At 45.8% G+C, this 25224-nt stretch carries 23 protein-coding genes and 2 pseudogenes; 12 read left to right on the top strand and 13 right to left on the bottom strand.

The annotated features are described in order from the left end of the window. Positions 1–21 precede the first annotated feature (21 nt). Positions 22–960 carry a DMT family transporter gene (locus BV11031_RS16605; protein ID WP_010330772.1) on the bottom strand — a complete coding sequence of 313 codons (939 nt, stop codon included), beginning with the start codon at positions 958–960 and terminating at the stop codon, positions 22–24. Between the two features lie 124 nt (positions 961–1084). Here BV11031_RS16605 and BV11031_RS16595 point away from each other — a divergent pair, with 124 nt between their 5' ends. Continuing rightward, the gene (locus BV11031_RS16595; RefSeq protein ID WP_010330773.1) at positions 1085–2419 is read left to right on the top strand and encodes an aminotransferase-like domain-containing protein; all 1335 of its coding nucleotides are present in this window, start codon (positions 1085–1087) and stop codon (positions 2417–2419) included. Here the strand turns inward: BV11031_RS16595 and BV11031_RS16590 are convergent. From BV11031_RS16590 to bsdA, 8 genes are all read right to left on the bottom strand, one after another. Next, positions 2414–3088, bottom strand: a complete 675-nt coding sequence (locus tag BV11031_RS16590) for a 4'-phosphopantetheinyl transferase family protein (RefSeq protein WP_010330774.1) — start codon at positions 3086–3088, stop codon at positions 2414–2416. The genes BV11031_RS16595 and BV11031_RS16590 overlap by 6 nt on opposite strands. Before the next feature lie 53 nt (positions 3089–3141). Further along, a complete protein-coding gene (locus BV11031_RS16585; RefSeq protein WP_244215801.1) occupies positions 3142–4008 on the bottom strand; it encodes a TIGR03943 family putative permease subunit in 867 nt (288 codons plus the stop codon). A 3-nt stretch (positions 4009–4011) separates the two neighbouring features. Beyond that, on the bottom strand, positions 4012–5007 hold the full coding sequence (locus BV11031_RS16580) for a permease (RefSeq protein ID WP_010330776.1): 996 nt from the start codon (positions 5005–5007) through the stop codon (positions 4012–4014). A gap of 129 nt (positions 5008–5136) precedes the next feature. Continuing rightward, entirely contained in the window at positions 5137–5784 is a 648-nt protein-coding gene (locus tag BV11031_RS16575; protein WP_010330777.1) for a YczE/YyaS/YitT family protein, read from the bottom strand. Positions 5785–6104: 320 nt separating this feature from the next. Continuing rightward, entirely contained in the window at positions 6105–6848 is a 744-nt protein-coding gene (gene tcyC / locus BV11031_RS16570; RefSeq protein WP_010330778.1) for a cystine ABC transporter ATP-binding protein TcyC, read from the bottom strand. Between the two features lie 13 nt (positions 6849–6861). Then, positions 6862–7566 (bottom strand): cystine ABC transporter permease TcyB, encoded by a 705-nt coding sequence (gene tcyB, locus BV11031_RS16565; RefSeq protein ID WP_010330779.1) that lies wholly within the window; start codon positions 7564–7566, stop codon positions 6862–6864. After that, entirely contained in the window at positions 7553–8359 is an 807-nt protein-coding gene (gene tcyA / locus BV11031_RS16560) for a cystine ABC transporter substrate-binding lipoprotein TcyA (RefSeq protein ID WP_010330780.1), read from the bottom strand. The genes tcyB and tcyA overlap by 14 nt, the downstream gene beginning before the upstream one ends. A gap of 115 nt (positions 8360–8474) precedes the next feature. After that, positions 8475–9347 (bottom strand): transcriptional regulator BsdA, encoded by an 873-nt coding sequence (gene bsdA, locus BV11031_RS16555; RefSeq protein WP_039075866.1) that lies wholly within the window; start codon positions 9345–9347, stop codon positions 8475–8477. Positions 9348–9435: 88 nt separating this feature from the next. On the opposite strand from bsdA, the pseudogene BV11031_RS16550 reads away from it, so the two are divergent. The 5 genes and pseudogenes from BV11031_RS16550 to BV11031_RS23010 form a co-directional block, all read left to right on the top strand. Beyond that, positions 9436–10052 (top strand): annotated as a pseudogene (locus BV11031_RS16550) (non-oxidative hydroxyarylic acid decarboxylases subunit B). A 2-nt stretch (positions 10053–10054) separates the two neighbouring features. Then, positions 10055–11476 carry a phenolic acid decarboxylase BsdC gene (gene bsdC / locus BV11031_RS16545; RefSeq protein WP_010330782.1) on the top strand — a complete coding sequence of 474 codons (1422 nt, stop codon included), beginning with the start codon at positions 10055–10057 and terminating at the stop codon, positions 11474–11476. Positions 11477–11492: 16 nt separating this feature from the next. Next, positions 11493–11720: a non-oxidative hydroxyarylic acid decarboxylases subunit D gene (locus BV11031_RS16540; protein ID WP_010330783.1), complete on the top strand. Its 228-nt coding sequence runs from the start codon at positions 11493–11495 to the stop codon at positions 11718–11720. Next, positions 11717–12181 carry a pyridoxamine 5'-phosphate oxidase family protein gene (locus tag BV11031_RS16535; protein WP_010330784.1) on the top strand — a complete coding sequence of 155 codons (465 nt, stop codon included), beginning with the start codon at positions 11717–11719 and terminating at the stop codon, positions 12179–12181. The genes BV11031_RS16540 and BV11031_RS16535 overlap by 4 nt, the downstream gene beginning before the upstream one ends. A gap of 145 nt (positions 12182–12326) precedes the next feature. Next, positions 12327–12602 (top strand): annotated as a pseudogene (locus BV11031_RS23010) (alpha/beta fold hydrolase); the annotation flags it as partial. Between the two features lie 43 nt (positions 12603–12645). Here the strand turns inward: BV11031_RS23010 and BV11031_RS16525 are convergent. After that, positions 12646–14124 carry a peptide MFS transporter gene (locus BV11031_RS16525; protein ID WP_010330786.1) on the bottom strand — a complete coding sequence of 493 codons (1479 nt, stop codon included), beginning with the start codon at positions 14122–14124 and terminating at the stop codon, positions 12646–12648. 279 nt (positions 14125–14403) lie between these two features. Between BV11031_RS16525 and BV11031_RS16520 the strand changes: the two genes are divergently transcribed. Continuing rightward, positions 14404–16158 (top strand): right-handed parallel beta-helix repeat-containing protein, encoded by a 1755-nt coding sequence (locus tag BV11031_RS16520; RefSeq protein WP_010330787.1) that lies wholly within the window; start codon positions 14404–14406, stop codon positions 16156–16158. On the opposite strand, the gene BV11031_RS23005 is transcribed toward BV11031_RS16520, so the two are convergent. Further along, entirely contained in the window at positions 16148–16393 is a 246-nt protein-coding gene (locus tag BV11031_RS23005; RefSeq protein ID WP_010330788.1) for a YczF family membrane protein, read from the bottom strand. The genes BV11031_RS16520 and BV11031_RS23005 overlap by 11 nt on opposite strands. Positions 16394–16517: 124 nt before the next feature. Here BV11031_RS23005 and gerKA point away from each other — a divergent pair, with 124 nt between their 5' ends. From gerKA to BV11031_RS16500, 3 genes are read left to right on the top strand one after another with little or no spacing between them, the layout of a single operon-like run. Then, a complete protein-coding gene (gerKA, locus tag BV11031_RS16510) occupies positions 16518–18152 on the top strand; it encodes a spore germination protein GerKA (protein ID WP_010330789.1) in 1635 nt (544 codons plus the stop codon). Next, positions 18142–19368 (top strand): Ger(x)C family spore germination protein, encoded by a 1227-nt coding sequence (locus BV11031_RS16505; protein WP_010330790.1) that lies wholly within the window; start codon positions 18142–18144, stop codon positions 19366–19368. Before gerKA ends, BV11031_RS16505 begins: the two co-directional genes overlap by 11 nt. A 25-nt stretch (positions 19369–19393) precedes the next feature. After that, a complete protein-coding gene (locus tag BV11031_RS16500; RefSeq protein ID WP_010330791.1) occupies positions 19394–20518 on the top strand; it encodes an endospore germination permease GerKB in 1125 nt (374 codons plus the stop codon). Between the two features lie 102 nt (positions 20519–20620). Here the strand turns inward: BV11031_RS16500 and BV11031_RS16495 are convergent, their stop codons facing one another. Then, positions 20621–21301 carry an ABC transporter ATP-binding protein gene (locus BV11031_RS16495; protein ID WP_010330792.1) on the bottom strand — a complete coding sequence of 227 codons (681 nt, stop codon included), beginning with the start codon at positions 21299–21301 and terminating at the stop codon, positions 20621–20623. A 15-nt stretch (positions 21302–21316) separates the two neighbouring features. After that, complete coding sequence (locus tag BV11031_RS16490) at positions 21317–22783, bottom strand: ABC transporter permease (RefSeq protein WP_010330793.1); 1467 nt, start codon at positions 22781–22783, stop codon at positions 21317–21319. Between the two features lie 212 nt (positions 22784–22995). Between BV11031_RS16490 and yclJ the strand changes: the two genes are divergently transcribed. Continuing rightward, on the top strand, positions 22996–23679 hold the full coding sequence (gene yclJ, locus BV11031_RS16485) for a two-component system response regulator YclJ (RefSeq protein ID WP_010330794.1): 684 nt from the start codon (positions 22996–22998) through the stop codon (positions 23677–23679). Further along, positions 23666–25081: a two-component system sensor histidine kinase YclK gene (gene yclK, locus BV11031_RS16480; protein ID WP_082246392.1), complete on the top strand. Its 1416-nt coding sequence runs from the start codon at positions 23666–23668 to the stop codon at positions 25079–25081. Before yclJ ends, yclK begins: the two co-directional genes overlap by 14 nt. Positions 25082–25224 lie beyond the last annotated feature (143 nt).

The following is a 25224-nucleotide window of genomic DNA, read 5'->3' as shown; positions in this document are numbered from 1 at the left end:
CTATCAGTCTAGCATAATTTCTCATTTTTTTGCAGGGACCCTATGGTGATATGTCTTTTTCTGCACATTGATATTGCTCCCCACCACGCCAATCATAATACAAACAGCTCCGGCTAGATGATACCAGGCGAGTGTTTCGTTTAGAATCACCACTCCCGCAATCATCGTCACGATGGTGGCTACATGATTAAAAGCGCTCATTTTAAAGGCTTCTATCCGTGACAGCGTATAGTTAGACAAAAACGAAGTGACGAGTGAAGATAGCACGCCCAGATACACAATGGCAAGAACAAAGCCGGGCTCCCGGAATGGCTGAAAATAAGTGCCGACAGTTCCCGCCGCGCTGTGGCGAACAAGGGCGATGGCGTTGAAGGCAGCAAAGCCGATCGCTGACATGATGTAAGTGAGCTCAATCAGCTTGAACCGCTGCGTCATTTTTCTGGCGGCGGTATTGTACATCGCGGAGGACAAAGCGGACAAAAGGATCAGCATAGAGCCTGTTAAGCTGGCTGATTCCACTTCGACCCCTTTCATCACAAAAATGAACATGACGCCGGCAACGGATAAAACCGTGAAACCCTTCTGCATCCACGTGGAGCGTTCCTTTAATAGATAACTGGCTAAGACCATTGTGAAAATCGGAATGGCAGCCTGAATAATTCCCGCTTCAGAGGAGGACGAGTACACAAGGCCGAATGCCTGAAAGCTGAAAAACAACGCCGGATACAGCAGGGCGAGCGGCAAGATGGCAATGACGTCCTTTACACGAATTGATAGCTTTACCCAGCCGAATAAGATCGGTACAGTGGCAGCGGCAAACGCAATGGTGAACCGGTGCGCCAGAATATCAAACGGTTCTGCTGTTTGCAGCGCGATTTTTACGAATAGAAACGATAAACCGATAATGAACGAATATAAGATAGCCGCCATATAAGCGGGGGCTTGCTGATGTTTACCCATAATGGAAGGTGCTCCTTTACCTGATTTGCAGCGCTGGTCGCTCCCTTTTATTGTATGGCTGTGAGCAGAAGGGTACAATGAGAAAAACAATGAACTGTACCGGTACAAAACAGGGGGAGAAAGCATGGAGAAATATATGAGTCTATTGACGAGGATAGAGGAGATGATACAAAGCAGCGCCTATCAGGAAGGAGACAGGCTTCCATCCATCCGACAGCTGTCCATCCGCTATCAAGTCAGCAAAAGCACAGTGATCCGCGCGCTGCGGGAGCTGGAAAAGCGCCATCTCATCTACTCCGTTCCGAAAAGCGGCTATTATATTGTGAAAAAAACGGGCACACCAAAAAGCGGACAGCCGGGGCTCATCGACTTTGCCACATCTGCGCCAGATCCCGACGTATTTCCGTATCTTGATTTTCAGCACTGCATCAACAAAGCCATTGATACATACAAAAACGATTTGTTTATTTATGGGACGCCAAAGGGGCTTCCGTCGCTCATCCGTGTTCTCCGAAAGCTGCTCGCCAATCAGCAGGTATTTGCGGACGAACGGCACATTTTCATTACATCAGGTGTCCAGCAGGCGTTATCCCTGCTTTGCGCCATGCCGTTTCCAAATGGGAAAGAGAAGATCGCCATTGAGCAGCCGGGCTATCATTTGATGATTGAACAGCTTGAGACGCTTGGGATTCCTGCCATCGGAGTAAAACGAACGGAAGAGGGGCTTGATATGAACGAGATTGAGCGGCTGTTTCAGACGGAATCGATCAAATGGTTTTATACAATGCCCCGCTTCCATAACCCGCTAGGCTGCTCTTTGTCAGAGCGTGATAAACAGGAACTTGTAAGACTGGCGGAAACGTATGATGTCTATCTCGTTGAGGATGATTATCTCGGTGATTTGGAGGAAAATAAAAAGGCAGATCCGCTGTACGCATATGATCTGTCCTCGCATGTCATTTATTTGAAAAGCTTCTCAAAAATGATGTTTCCCGGCCTTCGCGTGGGGGCCGCTGTTTTGCCGGATGCGCTGGCTGACACGTTTCACACGTACAAAAAGCTAAACGATATCGACAGTTCTGTGATTTCTCAAGCGGCGTTGGAAATCTATTTGAAAAGCGGCATGTATGGCAGGCATAAGGAGAAAATCCGCTCATCCTATAAGGAACGGTCACTGAGGCTTCATCAGGCCATTCAAACACATAGAAGTCTAGGAAGCGGCCGCTTTGCGTTCTCCAGCGGACAGGCGCCCTGCATGCATACCCATCTGGTGCTCCCTCGGGATTTGCAGGCCTCAAGGGTAATGCAAAAGCTGAAAAAACAAGGGGTTCTCCTTGAGGCGATAGACCGTCATTATTTATCAGATTATCCAAGAGAAAATCTATTAAAAATCAATATTTCCAATGTGAAAACGGAAGATATTGAACACGGCGTCAAGCTGCTGATGAGCCATTTATAAAAGCGCATCGTATGAGACCATTGTGATATCCTTGGGGAAATCAGGGTGCGCGGCGCATACGGCCATTTTGTAGCCCGGATCTACTTCATATGTTTTGATATAGCAGGGGGAATGGCTGTCCGGAAGCTCAATGGTTACTTGTCCGTCCTGATGCAGGCGCACCGAAAAGGAGTCAAGCGGAAGCGATAAGCCTTTGCCTTCCTGCTTGATAAAGCTTTCTTTCATTGACCATAGATGATAAAAATAGTCTGTCTGCTCGTCGTCGTTTTTGGCTATAAGGTCGTTGTACTCTGTTTTTGAAAAGAAGCGTTTGGCGATATCGAGGCTGATCGGTTTCAGTTTTTCAATATCGATGCCGATAGGCTGTGAATCAAACGCGCAAATGACCCAGCGGCCGGAGTGAGAAATATTGAAATGGGCGTCAGGAAGATCAGGGATGCAAGGTTTCCCGTATTCCTGCGCGCTGAAGCGGATCTCGGCTTTGTCCAGCTTATATTGCCCGCTGATAACAGAGCGAACGAGCACATCTCCCAGCAGGGTGCGGTGAGCATCTTCTTTATGATAAAATCTCCGGCATTTCTCCCGTTTTTCAGGCGATATGAAAGACATTAACCGTTCAGTCTCCTCCTGTGAAAGCGGGCGGTCCATATACATTCCGTAAATCTTCATTCTAGATCCTCCGTCTGCAAAAGATTGTCAAAACCATCCTATCATATTTTGTTTTACTTCGGAGTAAGATCCTCGATAATCTCGTATACGTAGGGGTTTTTTGGTGTACTAATTGTTTGCATGTGTGTGACGGATACGATCGGAAGCTGTTCGCCGTTCTTATTAAATACAGTCAGTTTTCCGGTGGTCTGAACCCACTCGCCTTCCTTTATATCATGTTTTTCTGAGAAAGAAGCCGGCAGTCCGTATACCGCAGCATCTGCAATACAGCAGGATATGCCGTAACGTCCAACGATATAGCGACCCAGCTGTTCATCAAAATAGACAAATCCTTTCATGTCGATCTCTTTTCCTGCATACGCTTCTGCATGTTCCAGCACTAGATTGACAATGGGCACATAATACTTGTCTGAAATCGGAATGACATTCATCCCTTCCAGCTCCCGAGAAAGTTCTTTTTCATAACCGCTGGGCAGGACTGCGGCCGTTCCTGCTTCATGAGAGGATTCCGCCTGAGTATTAGATTTCTTTTGTTCCGGGCTTTTGGCACTGTTTGCTGAGAAGATTCTGTTCTGTGCCACTTCCTTTGTCAGCACATGATCAGGGAAAAGGAAACCGGTAACAATAGGAATCAGAAAAAAACTGTACAGCCATGGGTGAGACGGAGAATGTGTTTGACCGCCGGCACATGCACAGCAGGTATGCTGACTGTCTTGTTTTCTCCAGATCAATGACAGTATGCCAAGCGCAAATGCAGCGACGATAAAAAACTTCGCAAACCAAAGCATCCGCGGAGAAATGAAATGCAAAATATGCCCTGTCAGATAAAGTTTAAAGATCATTAAAGCAAAGCCGACCAATAGAAGTCCCCGGACAACAGCATCAAAAGAATACGGTTTATTTTGTTTCAATTCACTCATCCTTTATGAGGTAATCAAACCATAAAGCCAAGCTATTGCAAGAACTGAAGCGGAAATCACAACAAAAAATACAAACACAAAGCGTTTTTTAAAAAATGAAGCATACACAAACGTGTTTTTTACATCTAACATTGGGCCGTACAGCATGAAGGAGAGGAGGGAAGCGTGAGAATAGGTGCCTGAAAAAGTAGACGCGACAAACGCATCCGCATGTGAGCAAAGTGACAGGACAAATGCCAGTCCCATCATGACAGCGGAACCAGACAGGTCGCTTGTCCCCAGCTCTGCGAGAGCCCCGCGATTTAGAAACGTTTGAAACAGGCTGGCGATACATGCGCCCATGATCAAATAGCGGCCCATATCGAAAAATTCTTCTACAGCATGGGTGACGATAGGTTTCAAGCGTTTTCCGTGCTGCTGATGACTGTGTTCCGGCAAGGCAGCTGTTTTATGCGGTTTCAGCATGTTTTTGTTTCCGAATATCCAATACATCAGGAGCCCAATTATGATACAAATAACGACGGAGAGCCCAATCCGCGCGTACACAAGTTCCAAATGCTTGCTGAAGGCATAGTAGGTGGAAAGGATGACAATCGGATTTAAGATGGGCGCTCCAACTAAGATAACCGCGCCGACATGCAGAGGGAGCCCTTTTTGAATGAGACGGCGCACCACCGGAATGACTGCACACTCACATACAGGGGAGAGAATACTGATGGCGACAGGGGACCCTATTGCGCCATAAGGGTTTTTGACGATCCATTTGGCCATCCATTCATCTGAGACAAAGAATTCAATGCACGAAGAAAAAAAGATGCCGAGCATGATAAATGGAATGGATTCAAGCAAAATACTCAGGAAAATGGTATTCACATTTAGCAGTGAATCTGGAATAGCAAAAGACAGTTTTGAAGGTTCAAGCAGAATAAAACAATACAGTAAAAAGAAAAAGAGCAATATGCTGAAGGAGCGTCTTGCAAAGTGTTGGAGAGCTTCCATCATGATACCTTCCGATTCTAGTATTTCTCTTTCTCAGAGATAGTACCAATCTATGAGACAAGCCTGCCAAACATGAGTGAAAACAAAAAAACGGGCCATTGAATTGGTCCGTTTTTCTTTGACAAAAGATTAGTGCAGAGGCGGAGATGCTTTCACAGCGGCTGTCCGCCTTGCCACCGCATAATTCAGCAGCTGGATTGACTGCGGCAATGAAAAGCGCAGAATGAGTCCGGTGAGAATGGCAGTCAAAATGGTACCAAAACCGATCGGACCGCCCATGCCCCATGCCGCCAACAAAATGATGATTTCCATGCCGTTCCGCACCCATTGCACATTCCAGCCGGTTTTTTCTGTAATCAGCATCATCAGTGAATCACGCGGCCCCGCACCAAGGCCTGCCGATACATAAACACCGACGCCGTAGCCGATCATTACCACGCCAAGAGAGAAGACGATGACGGAGCCCGTATAAGTGGAGGGGGCAGGCAGAAGAAAATTGAAAAAATCTATAAAAACACCAATGAGTACCATGTTCAGGATCGCCCCAATTTTTGGCCAAGCCTTCGTAAACAATGACGTTAATCCAACGATGAGCGCGCCAATCATGATGGACCACTGGCCGACGGTAAACCCGAAGTGCTGAAACAGGCTGTAATGAAATGCATCCCACGGGCTAATGCCGAGCGCTTTCCCTTCAATCGTCAGGGATACACCAAAAGCCAATATGATTAAACCGGAAAAATAAAATGTCCAACGCAGCACAAGTTCTCGCTTCACGTGAGGTCCCTTCTTTCGTAAAAATCAGTCGAGTGTCATTGTAGCACATCTGACAAAAGGGCGGAATAGGCGAATGGGGCTCAACAAAAAAACAGGGCTGCCGCAGGCGCCCTGTTTCAGCGTGTTGGCAAACCCTTGCATTCGTTGTCAGACCTGCGCTTCGGTGCTCACGAATTTAAAATTCGCTGTGCTCCAATGCTCGCCCTTCCTAGACTTCAAAGGTTTTCAATCACGCTGAAAATGACAAAACCCTAAAACGAAAATCGTTTTAGGGTTTTGTCAACAATCTGAAACAGGGCGCTGACGCCCTGTTTTTCTTTTTACAACGGGTTCAAAATCCGGTTCAAGAACCGCTGCGTTCGTTCTTCTTTTGGTGCGGAGAAGATTTGCTCCGGCGGTCCCTGTTCCACGATGACGCCGCCGTCAATGAAGACGACTTCGTCCGCCACATCCTGGGCGAATTTGATTTCGTGGGTTACAACGACCATGGTCCAGCCTTCATTGGCCAAATCCTTGATCACCTTCAGCACCTCTCCGACAAGTTCAGGGTCAAGAGCTGAGGTCGGTTCGTCAAACAGCATGAGTTCAGGCTGAATCGCAAGAGCGCGGGCGATGCCGACGCGCTGCTGCTGTCCTCCGGAAAGCTGGAACGGATATAAATTCATTTTGTCCTTCAGTCCGACTTTCTCAAGTAGCTGAATCGCTTCTTTTCTGACTTCCTCTTTGTTTCGTTTTTGCACCTGAACAGGGCCCTCCATCACGTTTTCAAGGGCTGTGCGGTGCGGGAACAGGTGATAGGCCTGAAACACCATTCCGGATTTCCGGCGAAGCTTTAGGATATCTGCCTGTTTCACCTTTTTAGAGAAATCAATGGAGAAATCGTCAAATGCAAGCTCCCCGCGATTGGGGATCTCCAGCGCGTTCAGGCAGCGGAGCAGCGTCGTTTTCCCTGAACCTGAGGGCCCAAGTATGGCGATGACTTTCCCTTTTTCAATCTTCATATCTATCTTTTTTAAAATTTCATTTTCACCGAATGATTTGTTTAATCCTGTTACGGTAAGCATACCCGGAACCTCCTTATTTGGCCACGTAGCGGTCAAGACGCCGTTCGATGACATGCTGGACGAGTGAAAGCAGGAAGCAGATTATCCAATAAATAAAGGCTGCTTCAATATAGATCACTAAAATCTGGTCAAGATTCCGCGCGCCGATTTCTTGGGCTTTTCTGAACAGTTCAGCGACCAGAATTTGAGAGGCGAGGGATGTATCTTTGATCAGGCTAATAAAGGTATTGGATAATGGCGGGATCGACACACGAAACGCCTGCGGCAAAATGACGCGGAACAGCGTTTTCTGATGGGTCATGCCAATTGTATAGCCGGCTTCCCACTGTCCTTTCGGCACGGATAAAATAGATGCCCGGATGATTTCAGATGCATAGGCGCCGACGTTAAGTGAAAAGGCGATCACTGCGCTTGGAAATGGATCTAATGTGATATTAAAGGCCGGGAACAGATAGAAAATGATGAACAATTGAACGAGAAGAGGAGTGCCGCGTATCGCGGATACGTATACGCTGAACACCCATCTCAAAGGTTTCATTTTTGACATTCTGGCAAGCGCTGTAATCAGCGCGATGATCATCCCAAATAGGAAGGAAAGAATCGTAAGGGGAATCGTATAGTAGATTCCCCCTGAAAGGATCGGCCAGAATGACTGCTGCACCAGATCCCACGGGATCGCCGTGCCAAGCGTCAATGCCGGCAGATTATTTAGAAACATCTTCGCCGAACCATTTTTTCGAAATGCTAGAAAGAGTCCCGTCCTCTTTCATTTCTTTTAATGCTTTGTTGACTTGATCCACAACCTCGCCGCTTCCTTTGCGGAATGCGAAATAGGTGAACTGCGGATCGCCTGTTTCAAAAGCGATTTTTACGTTTTTGTTGTCTGATGTTTTTAAGTAGTTCAATACAGCAAGCTTATCGTTGTATGTCATATCGACGCGGCCTTGCTGGATGAGCTGAAGGGATTGTGCCAAGCCTTCTACGCCTTCAACTTTCGCGCCTGCATCTGTAGCTAATTTGTTGTAATTGCTTGTCAGTGATTGTGCCGATGTTTTTCCTTTTACATCTGCTTCAGACTGAATATCGTTGTTGTCTTTTTTCGTCACGACAACGGCTCTTGAAGTTGTATATTTATCAGAGAAATCATATTTGTCTTCACGGTCTGTTTTTCCGACTTGGTTGGCAATGACGTCAAACCGTTTGGAATTCAGGCCGGCAAACATACTATCCCATTGTGTTTCCTTAAAATCGACTTTCAGCCCTAGGCGTTTTGCGGCTTCTGTAATGACTTCCACATCATAACCAGTCAGCTTATCAGTGTCTTTGTCGTGGAAAGTGAACGGTTCATATGTTCCTTCCGTACCGACTGTCAGCACACCTTTTTTCTTAATTGAAGCCCAAAGATCGCCGTCTTTGGCGTTGTCTTTTGACTGATTGTCATTTCCTGCTCCGCAAGCTGCGAGCACTGCAATGCTTACGATCATGAATAAAGCCAAAAATGCTTTTTTCATCATATTCCCCACTTTTCTGGTTGATTTTATTGAAATAAAAAATTAGCTTACAAATCTAAAGGATAACTTTTTTTTAGTATGAGTCAAGTAATTGGTTTTCATAAGGCGATTTCTCTTAAAATAAATCCAAAAATTGCTGTACCGGTTTTGGCAAATAACTGTCCGTTCTCCACATCACAGCCGGTTTCATGATAAAGGGATTGTTTTCGATACGAATGGTATGAACGTGGTTCCTCATATGAACAGGAATCATTGTGACGGGCAGAATAGAAGCGCCAAATCCGGATGAGACGAGGCTGAGCAAAGTTGCTGAATCGTGGCATTCACAAACAGTACGCGGCTCCAGATTCAAACGCTGAAATTCATTCATGACCTGATTATAGACGCCTTTTCCATTGACAGGCCGCAGCAGAATCAGCGGAAAGGAAGGAATGTCCTCCATTTTAATAGTGTCCCCGCACGGATATCCTGCTTCTTCTGAAAGCACCAGTACACATGGAATGTCATCAAGCTGTTTGAATTGGACCGTGTCGCTTTTGATCAGCGTCGTGGTGACCGCAGCATCAATTTGACGGCTTTCCAGAAGTTCTAACAGTGTCGCGGGCTCATTCTCCCAAATGTTAAAGGTGAGGTGCGGGTATTTCTCTTTCATCTGTGTGACTTTTTCAAGCATCAGAGAGGCGCAATAAATCGTTGACCCCACAGCCAGCGTGCCGGCAACTTCCTCCTTCAGCTCTTGTACCTCGATGACGGCATCTTCAAACCTGTGCAGAATCTCTTTGGCTCTTTTCAGAAAAACAGTTCCTTCATATGTAAGCGTCATTTGTTTTTTCTTATTCCGGTCAAAGAGAATGACACCTAGCTCGTCCTCCAGCTGTTTCAGCTGTCTGCTTAAAGGCGGCTGTGCCATGTGGAGTTTTTTGGCGGCGGATGTGATTTTTTGTTCTTGGGCGATGGTAATAAAATATCGAAGCTGGCGAATGTCCAAAAAAAGCGCCTCCTCAGTATACCTTTTAGGTATGAAATATAGATTTTAGAGATATTTTTCATATGGATATATCAGGAGTATGATGGAAATGAAAGCGGAATTCAAGCGTAAAGGAGGGGGGCAAAAATGAAACTCGTTGTCGGAATGACAGGGGCAACAGGGGCCATTTTCGGAGTCAGGCTGCTGGAGTGGCTGAAAGCGGCCGGAGTGGAAACCCATCTCGTTGTGTCTCCTTGGGCGAACGTCACGATCAAACACGAAACAGGTTATACCTTAAAACAAGTGGAACAGCTGGCTACATACACATATTCGCATAAGGATCAGGCTGCAGCCATTTCTAGCGGATCGTTTGATACCGATGGAATGATTGTCGCGCCATGCAGCATGAAATCTCTCGCAAGCATTCGCACCGGGATGGCGGATAATCTGCTGACACGTGCGGCGGATGTCATGCTCAAGGAGAGAAAAAAACTCGTCCTCTTAACGAGGGAGACGCCTTTGAACCAGATTCATCTCGAAAATATGCTAGCGCTTACGAAAATGGGCGCCATCATTCTTCCTCCAATGCCGGCCTTCTATAACCAGCCCGGCAGCTTAGAGGAAATGGTCGACCATATTGTATTCAGAACATTGGACCAATTCGGCATTCGCCTTCCTGAAGCGAAACGCTGGAATGGGATTGAAAAGCAAAAAGGAGGAGCTTGATCATGGCTTATCAAGATTTCAGAGAATTTCTCACTGCCCTTGAAAAAGAAGGGCAGCTGCTGACAGTGAAGGAAGAGGTAAAGCCGGAGCCTGATTTAGGGGCCGCGGCACGAGCAGCCAGCAATCTTGGCGATAAAAGCCCCGCGCTTTTATTTAACAACATTTACGGCTATCACAATGCACAAATTGCGATGAATGTAATCGGTTCCTGGCCGAACCATGCAATGATGCTCGGCATGCCGAAAGACACGCCAGTAAAAGAACAGTTTTTTGAATTCGCCAAGCGTTATGAACAGTTCCCAATGCCGGTCAAACGTGAGGAAACAGCGCCGTTTCATGAAAATGAAATCACAGAAGACATCAATTTGTTCGATATCCTGCCTCTTTTCAGGATTAACCAAGGGGACGGCGGCTACTATTTAGATAAAGCATGTGTCATTTCCCGCGATCTTGAAGACCCTGAGAATTTCGGCAAACAAAACGTCGGCATTTACAGAATGCAGGTCAAAGGAAAAGACCGCCTTGGCATTCAGCCTGTGCCGCAGCACGATATTGCGATCCATTTGCGTCAAGCTGAAGAACGCGGCATCAATCTTCCAGTCACGATTGCGCTGGGCTGTGAGCCGGTTATTACAACGGCGGCGTCGACTCCGCTTCTCTATGATCAATCAGAATACGAAATGGCAGGCGCAATTCAAGGCGAGCCGTATCGCATCGTCAAATCTAAGCTGTCTGATCTTGATGTTCCATGGGGCGCTGAAGTTGTGCTTGAAGGTGAAATCGTGGCCGGAGAACGTGAATATGAAGGCCCGTTTGGTGAATTCACAGGCCACTATTCCGGCGGACGCAGCATGCCAATTATCAAAATTAAACGCGTATATCATAGAAACAATCCAATTTTTGAACATTTATACTTAGGCATGCCTTGGACAGAATGCGATTACATGATCGGCATTAACACTTGTGTGCCGCTTTATCAGCAGTTAAAAGAAGCATATCCGAATGAAATTGTCGCTGTGAACGCCATGTACACACACGGTTTAATCGCGATTGTTTCCACAAAAACCCGCTATGGCGGATTTGCAAAAGCGGTCGGTATGCGCGCACTCACAACACCGCACGGACTCGGCTACTGCAAAATGGTCATTGTTGTTGACGAGGATGTCGATCCATTCAATCTGCCGCAGGTCATGTGGGCGCTTTCGACTAAAATGCATCCAAAACACGACGCGGTCATCATTCCAGACTTATCTGTCCTGCCGCTTGACCCTGGATCTAATCCATCAGGGATCACTCACAAAATGATTCTGGACGCCACTACGCCGGTTGCGCCGGAAACAAGAGGCCATTATTCACAGCCGCTTGATTCACCATTAACAACGAAAGAATGGGAACAAAAATTAATGGACTTGATGAATAAATAAGGAAAGGATGATCGATATGCATACATGTCCTCGATGCAATTCAAAAAAGGGAGAAGTCATGAGCAAATCGCCTGTAGAAGGCGCCTGGGAAGTTTATCAGTGCCAAACATGCTTTTTTACATGGAGATCCTGTGAGCCGGATAGCATTACAAACCCGGCGAAATACAATCCGGCGTTTAAAATTGATCCGAGTGAAACAGAAACAGCAGTTGAAGTTCCGGCTGTGCCGGAACGAAAGGCTTGATCAGCGTGAACTGTCTATCAGACCGCCTGTTTGAGCTGCTTGACGGGAATCGCTTGGATGAGAAGCAGCATGAGGCTTTCGTTCTGCAAACGGTATCGGATGATGGCTGGCCGCATGCCGCCATGATTAGCGTGGGAGAAATCATCGCTCTCAGCCGAACAGAAATCCGAATCGCTCTGTGGAAAAACACAGCGACTGCAGCCAACATCCGTCGCAGAGGAAAAGTGCAGTTTATGGCATGGTGGAAGGGAGCCGCCCATTATGTGAAGCTGCAATGCGAGCCTTTGCCGTCTTTGAAAGAATCCGAATATGACAGAGACCGTTTTGCCTGCCGCATCGTTTCGGTGAAGGAGGATGTGGCGAAATATGCAGATTTGACTTCCGGTGTCCGAATCCAGCTTCACAGCCCTGAAGAGGTGCTGAAAAGATGGGAAAAGACACGAAAGGAATTGAAACGGTAATATGACAGAGCCTGACGCCATACGTCTGGCTTTTATTTTTAATAAAAATGAAATGGGGGCCGCGCGTAGAAGATTGTCTTGTTAAGGTCGCCACATATTTACAATGAATCTCTCCTTTTGGAGGGATTTTTTCATTACTATAGATGAAGGTGTTTTCACCAATATGCCGATTATTGAAGAATGATGGGGGCATACATTTGCCCAGCTCGATCTTGTTGAGCGGTTATCTGATGTTCAAGTACCGGTTTACATCGATTTAGGAGGATATGATTATCTGGTTGGGCCTGTTACATTGTGGGATGCTGTTGACGGTTTATATGCTCATGTGAAGAAGGTTGTTTTTGAGGGTAGCGGCCATCAGCCGGTGCTGGAAGAACCGCAAGCCTCTGATCAAAGCTTCAGCAAATGGATGGACAAATAAAAAAACAGCCCGCAGGATCAAAAATCCGCGGGCTGTTTTCTTATTATAAGACCCCTTTCATCGCACGCTTGATAATTGGCGAAAGCAGCAGCAGAATGCCGCCGAGCACGATAGAAATCAAGCCGATGGTGCCGAAGTAAGTTGTTTCAGGAATTTTATCAAACAATCCGGCTACTTGGGCATTGATTGCTTGGGCGGCTGCGTTAGTCAAAAACCACATGCTCATTGTTTGTGCAGAGAATGCAGCTGGTGCCAGTTTGGTTGTGACGGATAAACCGACTGGAGACAGGCACAGCTCTCCAAGCACGACAAGCAGGAAGCTGAGAACGAGCCAAAGCGGGCTTACGAGTGCATCTTTCCCTTGCATAGCCGGGAATACCATAATGATAAATGACAATCCGGCTAGAATAATTCCGATTGAGAATTTAACTGGTGTGGACGGCTGGCGTTTGCCAAGCTTCATCCATAACCAAGCGAAAATTGGCGCGAAAATGACGACAAACAATGGATTTAATGATTGGAACCAAGATGACTGAAGTTCTAATCCGCCCAATGAAAGCTTTATACGTTCATCAGCGTAAACCGCAAGAATGGTCGCTCCCTGTTCCTGAATGGCCCAGAACATGACAGCGCCGATAAATAAAGGAATGTAAGCGGCAAGACGAGATTTTTCAGTTTTGTCCGCTTTTTTGCTAGTAAACATGATGATGAAATAAACAATAGGGATCAGAATACCGAGAATACTCACAAGGTCGATGAAACGATTGATCGTCAGCACGCCTGTTTGTACAGAGACCATCACTGCGATCGCTAAAATGATAATACCGATTCCAGTGCCAATCGCAGATTTTTTAGACAGCGGATTCGGCACATTTGAGCCTGCAAGCCCTAGGTTTTTCTTTCTTGTTACAGCATATACGATAAGTCCGAGAAGCATTCCGACTGCGGCCACTCCGAAGCCAAGATGATAGTTGTACTTCTGTCCGAGTGTTCCGACAATTAACGGCGCGAGCAAACCGCCGAGGTTAATCCCCATGTAGAAAATACTAAAACCTGAGTCGCGGCGCGGGTCTTCTTTCGTGTAAAGATCTCCAACCACGCTTGAAACGTTTGGTTTTAATAAGCCTGTTCCGATAATGATAAGCGCCATGCTGATATAGAATGCTGTCGCGCTGCCCGGAAAGGCGAGTGCAATGTGGCCGAACATAATGAATATGCCGCCGTAAAACACGGTGTTTGCGGTTCCGAATACCCGGTCAGCAAGCCATCCGCCTATAATAGTCGACATGTATACGAGAGATCCGTAAATTGACATAATGGCTACCGCTGTGCCTTTGTCAAAGCCAAGCCCTCCGTTTACCGTCTCTGTATACAAATAGTAAAGTAAGATTGCTCTCATTCCATAGTAAGAGAAACGTTCCCAAAATTCGGTGAAAAAGAGCGTAAATAGTCCCCTCGGGTGACCAAAGAACCCTTTTTGCGGGACGCTTTTAATGATACTTTCGTTATCAATTGAAGCCATGTCAGCCAAACCCTTTCTTAAAAAAGTGTATTATAAAAATCATATTCTTATATAATACTTGTGTCAATATAATTTATACGCATTTCAAATAGTTCCATAATGGAAAAATTGTAACAGTATAAAAATAGTGATTTTATCCTAATGATTAAGTCCTTTTTCCGTAAGGTTTTCTAACAAAACGATTCCTTTATATTTTTTCAATAAAATTTTAGAAAAATGTACAAGCGGATCGGGCCGTTATGCGTATCATGATAGTATCATGAAGAAGGAGGCTCGCAATTGGCTGAATTCATATTAAATGCGGCTGATTTCGGTGTTTCAGGAGATGGCAAAACGGATTCAACAGAACTGATTAATCAATGCCTCAGTACCGCTGTTTTGAAAGGATATCATACGGTCTGGTTTCCAAAGGGAACATATCTAATAGACGGAACGCTTGGAGGTGATCCCAATCAGAGGTTTCGAAACGCGGGGATAAAAGTTCCTGCCAACCTTGAGATTGTGATGGACCCCGAGTGTATCATGAAAGTCATTCCGAACAGTTCGTGGGGTTATTCCGCATTTTATGTAGGCAAGCAAGAGAATATAACCATTTCCGGAGGACAAATCATCGGCGATCGCGATGAGCATACGTATGTGTCCGCGGGCATCAGGTCAACCCATGAATGGGGCTTCGGCATATGTATTGAAGGATGTTCGAATGTTGTGATTGATGATGTCAAAATTTCTGATTTTACCGGAGACGGGATCATTGTCAGTCCGAGAGGATTAAAGACAAATGATGATTATCGAACGTCAGAGCATGTCACCATCAGCCGCTGTGAGGTTCGGCGGTCGAGAAGGAATAACATTTCCATTACCGGATGTGACATGGTCACAGTGGAGGGATGCTTGATTGAGGACGCCGGAACGGGAAATGGAACAGCGCCTAAGTTCGGAATTGACATAGAAGGATATGGCGAAGGTGATATTGATTATGAAGAACCGGTCAATGTATCCATTCGCAATAACCATTTTACGGGGAATGTTTCGAGTTCTGTGACCAACTTTAACGGGTACGGAATTTCAATAGAAGGTAACCACTCAGACAATACGATCAGCTATGGGTATGGAACGCAAACAGTGATCAAAGGAAATATTCTCAGATGGGAGAAAGACGCGGCTGCCGCGCCTAGAGTCGGGATTACGGGACTCGGTGTGTCACAAGGAAAAGAGAGCAGTGATGCGGTCATCGCCGGCAACCTCATTACCGGGTTTTCAACAGGGATTGATGTCAGGGGAAAGAGCGTGCTTGTCACGAACAACAAAATCAGCAACTTTCAAAACACAGGGATATTGGTTTATCAGTCTTCCGACGTAAAGGTGGACGGCAACCAGATTCAAAACGGATTGTCTGAAACAAGGCGCAGCACCGGCCTTCGCGCAGTGCTGTCAGATGATACCGCATTTTTGAATAACTGCCTCATTCAAGTCATTGACGGCGTGAACATTTCCGGCGGCGATATGATTATAAAAGATAATGTGATGAGAAAATTCAGCCGGGGGATCTGGATCGCTCAAGGAAACGCCGTGATTGAAGGAAATACAATGATCCCCGATGCGTTTGAAGGCGCCTTGGAGTCGTATACCATTTCCGTCACGAACAATGCGAGCGCTATCATCAAAAACAACACATGTAAAGCGTTTAAAAACTACCCGATCTACTGTTCAACAAGGTCGAAAACCTCAATTATAGGCAACCACATTGAGAGATCTCCGCTTTTGGTCACCATCTATATCAACGCTGGTGTGCATGAGATTTTTGATAATACCATTTCAGTCAACAGAACAGCCGGAAATCCAATTGTCATATATGTTAACGATTCAGCAGGCTCTATCATCTCTGGAAACACCATCAATAACCTCTCCGCAGGCACGGCGACAGCCATCCAAACAAACACCTCAACCTATTCCAAAATCATCGGCAATCACATCTTCAAAGGAACCATCAGCAAACATAGCAGTGATACCGCAGACGGCAATATCATCGCCTAAAATTAGCGCCCCGCCTTGGGGTTCTTTTTTTCGACTTATACATCAAGAATATTTCTCTGCTCAATTCCAAAATGAAAAATAAAATCACGATCGATTCAGCAAACGTTGTCATCTTAAAGCTGGATATATTGTTGAATAGGGATTTTGTCAAACTGAATCCTTGCAGCGTGTCCATGAATACAGAAATAAATAACAGACAAAACAATAAAAGCGCTGTCACGCCTAATATCTTCATGATTGATCACCCTCCGCCTTTTAGTTTCTGTCTTTATCAGAGAGTTATACTGCCCGGCGATACATGCATAAACTTAACGCCTAAAGGGAGAATATGAGAAAACGACAAAGAAAGGTATTTGTGTATGCCTTTATTTTCTAAGCGAAAGAACAATACCGATTCAAAAGACAAACAGAATACAGAAGAAAAGAATCACGAACAGCAGCAAGAAAGAGAAAGGCCTGTACTCATTTCCGCAAGTTTGACAAAAAACATAGCGGAAATGAAGAAGGAAGTCGGAAGCAGCGCTGATGTCATCATTCGCGAGATCAAAATCGGTGAACAGGATCGTGTCCGCCTCGCCGTTATTTATATCGCGGGTTTGGTTGATAATAACACGCTTCATGAATCCTTAATTGAGCCTTTGGTTGAGAGTCCGTCCATCCAAAATCCTCATGCCATCCAGCAGATTCTCGAAAAAACGCTTCCGCTGGGCGGGGTGAAAGCGAATGGGAATTGGGACAAGCTTTTTTCTGAATTGATGGTAGGTAATGCGCTGGTTTTTGCAGATGGATCTGAAGCAGCGCTAATCTGCAGCACACAGGGCGGAGAGCAGCGCTCCATCCAAGAGCCTAGCACCCAGGTGTCGTTCCGCGGTCCGCGGCAAGGGTTTACAGAGTCTCTTCAGACCAATATTTCCATGATCCGCCGATACATCAAAAATCCGAATGTATGGGTAGAGAAAATGAAAATCGGGTCTGTAACACATACAGATGTCGCGCTAATGTACATTCATGGCATTTGCGAGGAAAAGGTGCTGAAAGAAGTTCGCTCTCGCCTGAAAAAAATAGATATTGACAGTATTTTAGAGTCGGGATATATCGAGCAGCTGATTGAAGATGAAACATTTACAACGTTTCCGACCATGTATCATACAGAACGTCCTGATGTTGTAGCGGGAAATCTGTTGGAAGGAAGATTTGCCATCGTTGTGGACGGAACGCCGTTTGTTCTTATTGCTCCTGCCTTATTTGTTCAATTCTTTCAATCGGTTGAAGATTATTATTCGCGGTTTGACATTGCGACGAGCATACGGATTCTGCGGGTTCTAGTCTTTTTTATTTCGCTTGTGGCACCGGCTGTTTATGTGGCAGCCACGACGTTTCACCAGGAAATGATCCCGACACAGCTGTTGGTTGTCATTGCCGCCCAGCGGGAAATTGTTCCATTCCCCGCTGTTGTCGAAGCACTCACGATGGAGGTTGCTTTTGAGATCCTCAGAGAAGCGGGAGTCAGGCTGCCCCGTGTCGTCGGCTCGGCGGTATCTATCGTAGGTGCGCTTGTTATCGGCCAGGCTGCCGTACAGGCTGGCATCGTTTCTCCGGCCATGGTCATCATCGTTGCTCTTACGGCTATTGCCAGCTTTGCAACACCGGCGTTTGCGATGGCGATTTCAGCCCGGCTCATTCGGTTCATCTTTATTATTGCTTCGGCTGTTATGGGATTTTACGGGCTGATTTTGGGGATCATTGTGATGTTTGTTCATTTATGCAGCCTTCGTTCCTTTGGGGTCCCTTATATGTCCCCGCTTGCTCCTTTTTCTTCTCAAGGCGTAAAGGACACGCTGTTTAGGGTGCCGTGGTGGGCTGATGAAAAACGGCCGGAATCAATCACCAAGAAAGATAAAGTGCGCCAGTCAAAACATCAGCGGCCTGTGCCGGACGCTTCACGCGGAATGGTGAACAAAGAAATGGAAGAAGGGGATAAGGATGATACGTAATCGTGTATTAGCCATTATCATGCTTTTGAGCATCATTGTGCTGCCCGGCTGCTGGGATAAGCGGGAACTGACAGATTTAGCGATTATTTCTGCGATAGGCATCGATAGGACAAATGAAGGAAACTATGTACTGCATTTTCAAATTATCAATCCCGGAAATGTAGCCGGCGGGCTTCAGGGCGGCGGTGCGGGAGACAGGCCGCCTGTATCCGTTTATTCGATTGAAGGAGACAACATGACGGAAGCGCTGAGAAAAGCCTCCATGAAGGTATCGAGACGGCTTTACTTTGCCCATACGAACCTGATCGTGATCAGTGAAAAGCTGGCGAAAGAGGAAGGCTTGGATTTTGTGTTAGATAATCTTGACCGTGACACAGAGTTCAGGACAACGGCCACAGTGGTCATCGCTCATAAAACGAAAGCGGAAAATATTGTGAAAACCCTGACGCCGATTGATAAAATTCCGTCTAATAAAGTCAATAAAACACTCGACTTTACACAGGCGCAGTATGGAAGGGTCATTAAAACGAATATTCAGGACGTCATAAAAACCCTTGCTGCTTCGACACAAGCGCCAGTCATACCCGGGTATTTGATGATCGGTGACAGCAAAAAGGGGATCAGCCTGGAAAACACACAGGCAACCGACCCTAAAGCGATTCTTCAGGCAAACGGTTTAGCGGTATTCGATAAAAAAGGCCATTTAAAATATTGGATTGAAGATGATACGGTGAGCTCCGGTGTGGTTTGGCTTTTGAACGAGATTGAGCATACGTTTATTAATGCCGATTGGGGCAAGACAAAGGATGCGGTAAGCTTACAAATCACACACCAAGACACCAAGCTAAGCCCCGAGATGCGCAACGGCCGCCCGCGAATTCATGTTCATGTCACTGTCGAGGGCATCATAGACGCTGTCAAATATCCGTTCCAATTGTCCGATCCAAAGGTGCTGGCCGGTATTGAAAAAGCTTTGAACAAAGAATTGGAAGATGAAATCAGCAGAACTGTGAAAACCATTAAAAAGAACAAAATAGATTTTATCGGATTTGGCGAGACGATATTTAGAAAGTATCCGAAGCAGTGGGAAAAAATGAAAGACACATGGGACAAAGAGTATTTGCCTGAACTGCCTGTCGATGTGAAGGCGGAGATATATATCAGAAGAACGGGATTACGCAATAACCCGATCAGGCACCAGCTCGGCCATGAATAGGCCTTGGAGAAAGGGGAAGTGACAGATGGAAAAAGCTCAAATTAGCATCAGGCAGCTGTTTGTCATGATTATCATTTTTGAGCTGGGCAGCTCCTTATTGATTACCCCGGGGGCGATGGCGGGCCGTGATGCCTGGATAGCAGTGCTCTTGGGCTGTGCTGCGGGTTTGTTTCTGTTTTATTTGTATCAGGGAATTTACCAATGCTATCCGGACTTCTCTCCGAAAGAATATATGGATGATATGCTCGGCACCAAGCTCAGCTGGATTTTTTCATTTCTCTATATTTTATACTTTGCCTATATTGCCGCACGGGTACTGCGTGACTTCGGAGAAATGCTTTTGACGTTTGCGTACCATGATACACCTATCATTATTGTCAACGCGCTATTAATGGTTGTTAGCATTTACGCGGTCAGAAAAGGAATTGAAGTACTGGCCCGGTCAGCGGAACTGCTTTTTGGGGCCATGTATTTTCTGGGTGCGTTCGGTCTCGTATTGCTTATTGTATCAGGCTCTGTAGAACCGCAAAATTTAAAGCCGGTTTTAGCAGATGGTTTTTCTCCTATCATTCATTCCGTCTTAACACAAACGATGTATGTGCCATTTGGTGAGGTTGTACTATTTGTGATGATTTTTCCTTATCTCAGTGATCGTAAAGGTGTAAAAAAAACGGGAATGCTTGCCATGGTCATCAGCGGATTGGTTGTGACGCTAACCGTGGCGATTAATATCAGCGTGCTTGATGTTGATTTGACATTAAGATCCCAGTTTCCGCTATTAAGCACCATTCAGACAATCAAGGTTGAAGAATTTTTAGACCGTCTCGATGTCTTTTTTATGCTGGCGCTGATTATCGGAGGTTTCTTTAAGGTCAGCCTTTATTTATACGCGGTGGTTGTGGGCACGTCCACGCTCTTTAAGGAAAAGAACCCTTCTCAATTGGCTTATCCGATGGGATTTGGCATCTTACTCCTTTCCATTACGATTGCGACTAACTTTTCGGAGCATTTGAACGAAGGCTTGAAGGTGGTGCCGCTCTATATTCATTTGCCCTTTCAGCTTTTGTTTCCGCTTTTCTTGTTTATCATAGCCGTTTGGAAAAAGAAGCGAAGAGAGAAAGTAAAGTCATCGGAAGAAAAGAAACAGTAAAAAGAGCGGGGGGATGCAGCCGCCGCTCTTTTTACGTTCACTTCTATATAAAAGGGGGATATAGGGTGCGCCCCTGTCTGCACTGGCAGAGGCGCGTTTTTGTTATACGACTGCGGCGTTTTCCTTCACAGTAAAGCTTCCTCTTGAAAGCCTGATATTGATGTCCGATACTTTCGCAATTTGCTCATCGTGCGTTACCATGATGACGCATTTCTTTTCCTTGTGTGCCAGATCTTGAAAGAGCCGCACGATTTCTTTTGATGTATCCTCATCAAGGTTCCCTGTCGGTTCATCGGCTACGATGAGATCCGTGTCACAGCAGAAAGCTCTTGTAATTGATACCCGCTGCTGCTGTCCGCCGCTTAGTGTCAGCACTTTTTGCCGGGCTTGTTTTTCATTGATGCCGACCTTCTGCAGCATCTCCAGCGCGTACGCTTCTTTATTCTTTTCTTTAGAACCCGTGATTTCCATGGCGGTCGTGATGTTTTGAAGAGCCGTCATATATGGCAGCAGGTTGTACGCCTGAAAGACAATGGATACAAATTGATTTCTGAAATTGGTTAATCCGATTTTGGAAACGGCTTTTCCGTTGTAAAGGATCGTTCCTTCTTTTGGTGCGTCAAGTCCGCCTGCCAGAGACAGAAAAGTGGTTTTCCCTGTCCCTGATGTGCCGACGATTGTATAAAATTTTCCTTTTCGAAAGCTGATGTTGATATCCTGAAACAATGGCTGGCTCTTGTCTTTATACCAGTAACCCACTTGTTGAAATTCTAATAAGCTCATAGGTTTCGCCTCTTTCTATTCCTGTTTTGTCAAGATCGTTTTCGGGTGGAGCCGCAGTACTGAAATAGACGGCAGCAATGTTGCGATGATCGCGATGAAGATGCCGATTCCGCCAAGAACTAGCATGTCGTTCATAGAAACAGCGACGTTCAGTGAATCAATGACATCCGCGTTTGCCGAGCTGTGGCCGAACATTCCGCCGCCCATACGACCGCCGCCAGGCATTTGCCCGTTTTGGCCGTTTGCGGATTGCGTTGAATCGGTTGATGAACTGATCTGCTGGGATAAAAGCTGATTGCCGAGCTGGTTTGCGACTAGGTTTCCCGTTACTGATGCAAGGCCGATGGCGATAACGGCCACGATCAGAATCTCAGTTAAAAACTGTCCGATCAATTTCCAACGTTTTTCACCGATGGCCATTAACACGCCCATCTCATATTTGCGCTCCCTGATTGACATCATAACAATCAGGCCGAGAATGACTGCGCCTGCCGCTGACACAAGATACACGACGTTTTTAGAGAATGAAGCTACATTTTCGATCGGGCCGACCATTTGCTGGTAAAGCTGATCGTTTGTATTCAGTGTGTACGTATCGAAGTCAATGGATGTTTTCTTTGCTGCTTTTACGAAAGCATCCATATTTTTGGCATCGTCCATATAATAAACAGCCGAATCAATGGTGTTTTTATAGTCGTCACCTTTCAGCGCCGCTGTTGCTGTATAAGGTGTGTAAAGCTTGTTGTAAGGATTTAAGAAAGAGAAATTCTGGGCTTGGTCATCGCCTGAAGACGTTGTTTTATAGATGCCGATAACCTTCAGCTTCACCGTTGTATCCTCATCGGTTGCTGACTCAATTGTCATCGAATCGCCAACGCTTATATCATTTTCTTCCGCCAATGTTTCATTCACCACTGTTACTTTTTTGCCGACGTCTGATTTTGTAATCGCACGTCCGTCAGTGATTTTTGAATCTCCGTCAGAGAATTCATCAACTAACGCTGTGCTGACGACACCTTCAATCGAAAGATCGGCTTGAACCATTTGCGGTCCGCCTTGTCCGCCGCCTTGGCTGTTTTTCGCATTTGAGCTCGAACTGCTTGAGCTGGAATTACTTGAGCTTGAGCTTTCAATCGCATCAAAGTTTCCCGCGTTGGCTGAAGCCGAATTAATGTAGTTGTAGCTCTTCACATGATCAAGTGCAGCTAGTTTATTCGCATCAGACACTTTGATCGGTGTTGATTCGAAACTGCGTTTTTCCCCGCTGTCCTGCTGTTTTTCCATTTGTTTTTGGCGGTCAACTTGGAGCGTCACGCTTCCGCCGAGTTCCTGTCTGGCCAATTCGCTTGATTTTTGTGCTGCCGACTGGATGGTGAGGCCTGACAGAACAAAGACACATATGACTGTAAACACAAATAATTGCAAGAACGTTTTTCCCTTTTTCGCCTTCATATTCCAAAAGGCCCGTTTGATGAAGTTCATGTATGTTCCTCCGTATAGGTATTTTTATTGATAAGGCCGCCTGTGGGGCGGGCCCGCTTGCTGATAAATGAATAGTAGCCCAAAGGTATGAAAAAACTATGAACAATCTATTTCTAGTCGATGAAATAAAAACTAACAATTGTGAAACACAAAACCTTCTGGCTCAAATGGTGCTATTATAGAAAAAAGCATCACAACAACCGGAGGATATAATGAAAATATTAATGATAGAAGATAATGTTAGTGTATGTACGATGACGGAGATGTTCTTTTTTAAGGAAGGTTTTGAAGCTGAATTCGTCCATGACGGGTTAGAGGGGTACCAGCGTTTTACGGAGGAAAATTGGGATCTGATCATTTTGGACATTATGCTTCCGTCTATGGACGGCGTGACCATCTGCAGAAAAATAAGAGAGACAAGCACGGTGCCGATTATCATGCTGACTGCCAAAGACACTGAATCAGACCAGGTTATCGGTTTTGAGATGGGAGCGGACGATTATGTCACGAAGCCGTTCAGTCCGCTGACATTGGTTGCCCGCATCAAAGCCGTTATCAGAAGGTACCAGGCGACAGGCAAGGCGGTTATGGATGATGATAGAATCGAGACGGAATGCTTTATTATTAATAAGAAGACAAGAGAAGTGTTTTTAAACGGAGAACCTGTGAAAAACCTCACGCCGAAGGAATTCGATCTGCTTTATTACCTTGTCCAAAATCCGCGGCAAGTGTTCTCCAGAGAGCAGCTGCTTGAACAGGTTTGGGGCTATCAGTTCTACGGAGATGAGCGAACGGTAGACGTTCATATTAAACGGCTGCGGAAAAAGCTTGCCAGCGAGGAAAAGCCTTTCCTATATACGGTGTGGGGAGTAGGGTATAAATTTGATGAAGATTAAATATTTATATCAGCTGCTGCTGAGCCATATCAGCATTTTGATTTTAGCGTTTGTCATTATCATTTCTCTCTTTTCCCACTTTGTAAAAGAGTTTGCCTATCAAAACAAAGTAGAGGAATTGACGTCATACGCGGTGCAGATCGCAAACGAATTCCAAGGCGGTCAGATTGATATGCACAGGCTGTACCCGTATCAGGATTTGCTGGGCACGAGAAAGACACAATTCATGCTCTTTGATGAAAAGCAACGCCCTTACTTCATGCCCGAAGGTTTTCCGCCAAGAGAAAAGCTGAAGAAATCTGAGTGGAGTAAGCTGAAGAAAGGGCAGACTGTCATGATCAGAGCGGATGGCCGTTTTGATGATGAAGTGTCTCTTGTGGCGCAGCCTATTTATGTCCAGAACGAATTTAAAGGTGCCGTTATGCTGATTTCTCCGATCAGCGGTGTTGAACAGATGGTCAATCAGGTCAATCTCTATATGTTTTATGCCGTGATCAGCACGCTTGCCATTTCCATTCTCGTCAGCTGGCTGCTATCGAAATTCCATGTGAAACGGATTGAAAAACTGAGAGAAGCGACGGATAAGGTAGCTTCCGGCGATTATGACATTCACTTGGAAAGCAGCTACGGGGACGAAATCGGCGTACTGGCGTCTGACTTTACGATCATGGCGAAAAAATTAAAGCAATCAAGAGATCAAATCGACCGCCTTGAGAAGCGGAGAAGGCAGTTTATCGCTGACGTATCACACGAACTAAAAACACCGCTGACGACGATCAACGGCTTGGTTGAAGGGCTGAACAGCCATACGATTCCTGAAGATAAGAAGGAAAAATGCTTCTCGCTCATCAGTGAGGAAACGAAGCGCATGCTGCGGCTTGTCAAAGAAAATCTGGACTATGAAAAAATCAGATCGCAGCAAATTACGTTGAACAAGCTCGATGTTCCGCTGATTGAGGTTTTTGAAATTGTGAAAGAACACTTGGAACAGCAGGCGGAAGAAAGGCAAAACAAGCTGGCGATTCAGGTAGAGGATCATGTCATTGTTCATGCCGATTACGACCGGCTCATTCAAATCCTCGTCAACATAACAAAAAACAGCATCCAATTTACGGAAAACGGCAACATTTGGCTGCGCGGAATAGAGGGATATAAAGAGACGATTATCGAAATTGAAGATACGGGAATCGGCATCTCCAAAGAGGATATTGAGCATATTTGGGAGCGGTTCTACAAAGCTGATATTTCGAGAACGAACACGGCGTACGGGGAATACGGGCTCGGTCTCTCCATCGTCAAGCAGCTCGTTGAAATGCATCAGGGCACAGTAGAAATTAAGAGTGAAAAAGGAAAAGGCACAACATTTATCATCCGCCTTCCTTTAACGGCAAAACAGCCATAACATACAGGGCGGCGCATCCTCAGATGCATCCGCCTTTTTTTGCACACCGCTTCGGTTGATTGCGTGCCCCCGAAACAAAGATTGCGTGTTTTTCGGGGTGGGAGGGTCTCTAAACATGATAAAATATGACATAAACAGTTTTT

Source organism: Bacillus vallismortis (assembly GCF_004116955.1).
Classification (GTDB): Bacteria; Bacillota; Bacilli; order Bacillales; family Bacillaceae; genus Bacillus; species Bacillus vallismortis.
This window is presented reverse-complemented; position numbering and strand designations above follow the sequence as displayed.

What these genes read in the sequence shown, in the direction of transcription:
- tcyB (WP_010330779.1), bottom strand. Translation starts at nt 7,566, where the DNA reads ATGTTTCTAAATAATCTGCCGGCATTGACGCTTGGCACGGCGATCCCG.
- tcyC (WP_010330778.1), bottom strand. Translation starts at nt 6,848, where the DNA reads ATGCTTACCGTAACAGGATTAAACAAATCATTCGGTGAAAATGAAATT.
- BV11031_RS23005 (WP_010330788.1), bottom strand. Translation starts at nt 16,393, where the DNA reads ATGAAGATATTAGGCGTGACAGCGCTTTTATTGTTTTGTCTGTTATTT.
- tcyA (WP_010330780.1), bottom strand. Translation starts at nt 8,359, where the DNA reads ATGAAAAAAGCATTTTTGGCTTTATTCATGATCGTAAGCATTGCAGTG.
- BV11031_RS16590 (WP_010330774.1), bottom strand. Translation starts at nt 3,088, where the DNA reads ATGAAGATTTACGGAATGTATATGGACCGCCCGCTTTCACAGGAGGAG.
- BV11031_RS16525 (WP_010330786.1), bottom strand. Translation starts at nt 14,124, where the DNA reads ATGGCTTCAATTGATAACGAAAGTATCATTAAAAGCGTCCCGCAAAAA.
- yclJ (WP_010330794.1), top strand. Translation starts at nt 22,996, where the DNA reads ATGAAAATATTAATGATAGAAGATAATGTTAGTGTATGTACGATGACG.
- BV11031_RS16505 (WP_010330790.1), top strand. Translation starts at nt 18,142, where the DNA reads ATGATACGTAATCGTGTATTAGCCATTATCATGCTTTTGAGCATCATT.
- BV11031_RS16595 (WP_010330773.1), top strand. Translation starts at nt 1,085, where the DNA reads ATGGAGAAATATATGAGTCTATTGACGAGGATAGAGGAGATGATACAA.
- BV11031_RS16540 (WP_010330783.1), top strand. Translation starts at nt 11,493, where the DNA reads ATGCATACATGTCCTCGATGCAATTCAAAAAAGGGAGAAGTCATGAGC.
- BV11031_RS16580 (WP_010330776.1), bottom strand. Translation starts at nt 5,007, where the DNA reads ATGGAAGCTCTCCAACACTTTGCAAGACGCTCCTTCAGCATATTGCTC.
- BV11031_RS16500 (WP_010330791.1), top strand. Translation starts at nt 19,394, where the DNA reads ATGGAAAAAGCTCAAATTAGCATCAGGCAGCTGTTTGTCATGATTATC.
- BV11031_RS16605 (WP_010330772.1), bottom strand. Translation starts at nt 960, where the DNA reads ATGGGTAAACATCAGCAAGCCCCCGCTTATATGGCGGCTATCTTATAT.
- BV11031_RS16490 (WP_010330793.1), bottom strand. Translation starts at nt 22,783, where the DNA reads ATGAACTTCATCAAACGGGCCTTTTGGAATATGAAGGCGAAAAAGGGA.
- BV11031_RS16585 (WP_244215801.1), bottom strand. Translation starts at nt 4,008, where the DNA reads ATGAGTGAATTGAAACAAAATAAACCGTATTCTTTTGATGCTGTTGTC.
- BV11031_RS16495 (WP_010330792.1), bottom strand. Translation starts at nt 21,301, where the DNA reads ATGAGCTTATTAGAATTTCAACAAGTGGGTTACTGGTATAAAGACAAG.
- bsdC (WP_010330782.1), top strand. Translation starts at nt 10,055, where the DNA reads ATGGCTTATCAAGATTTCAGAGAATTTCTCACTGCCCTTGAAAAAGAA.
- gerKA (WP_010330789.1), top strand. Translation starts at nt 16,518, where the DNA reads ATGCCTTTATTTTCTAAGCGAAAGAACAATACCGATTCAAAAGACAAA.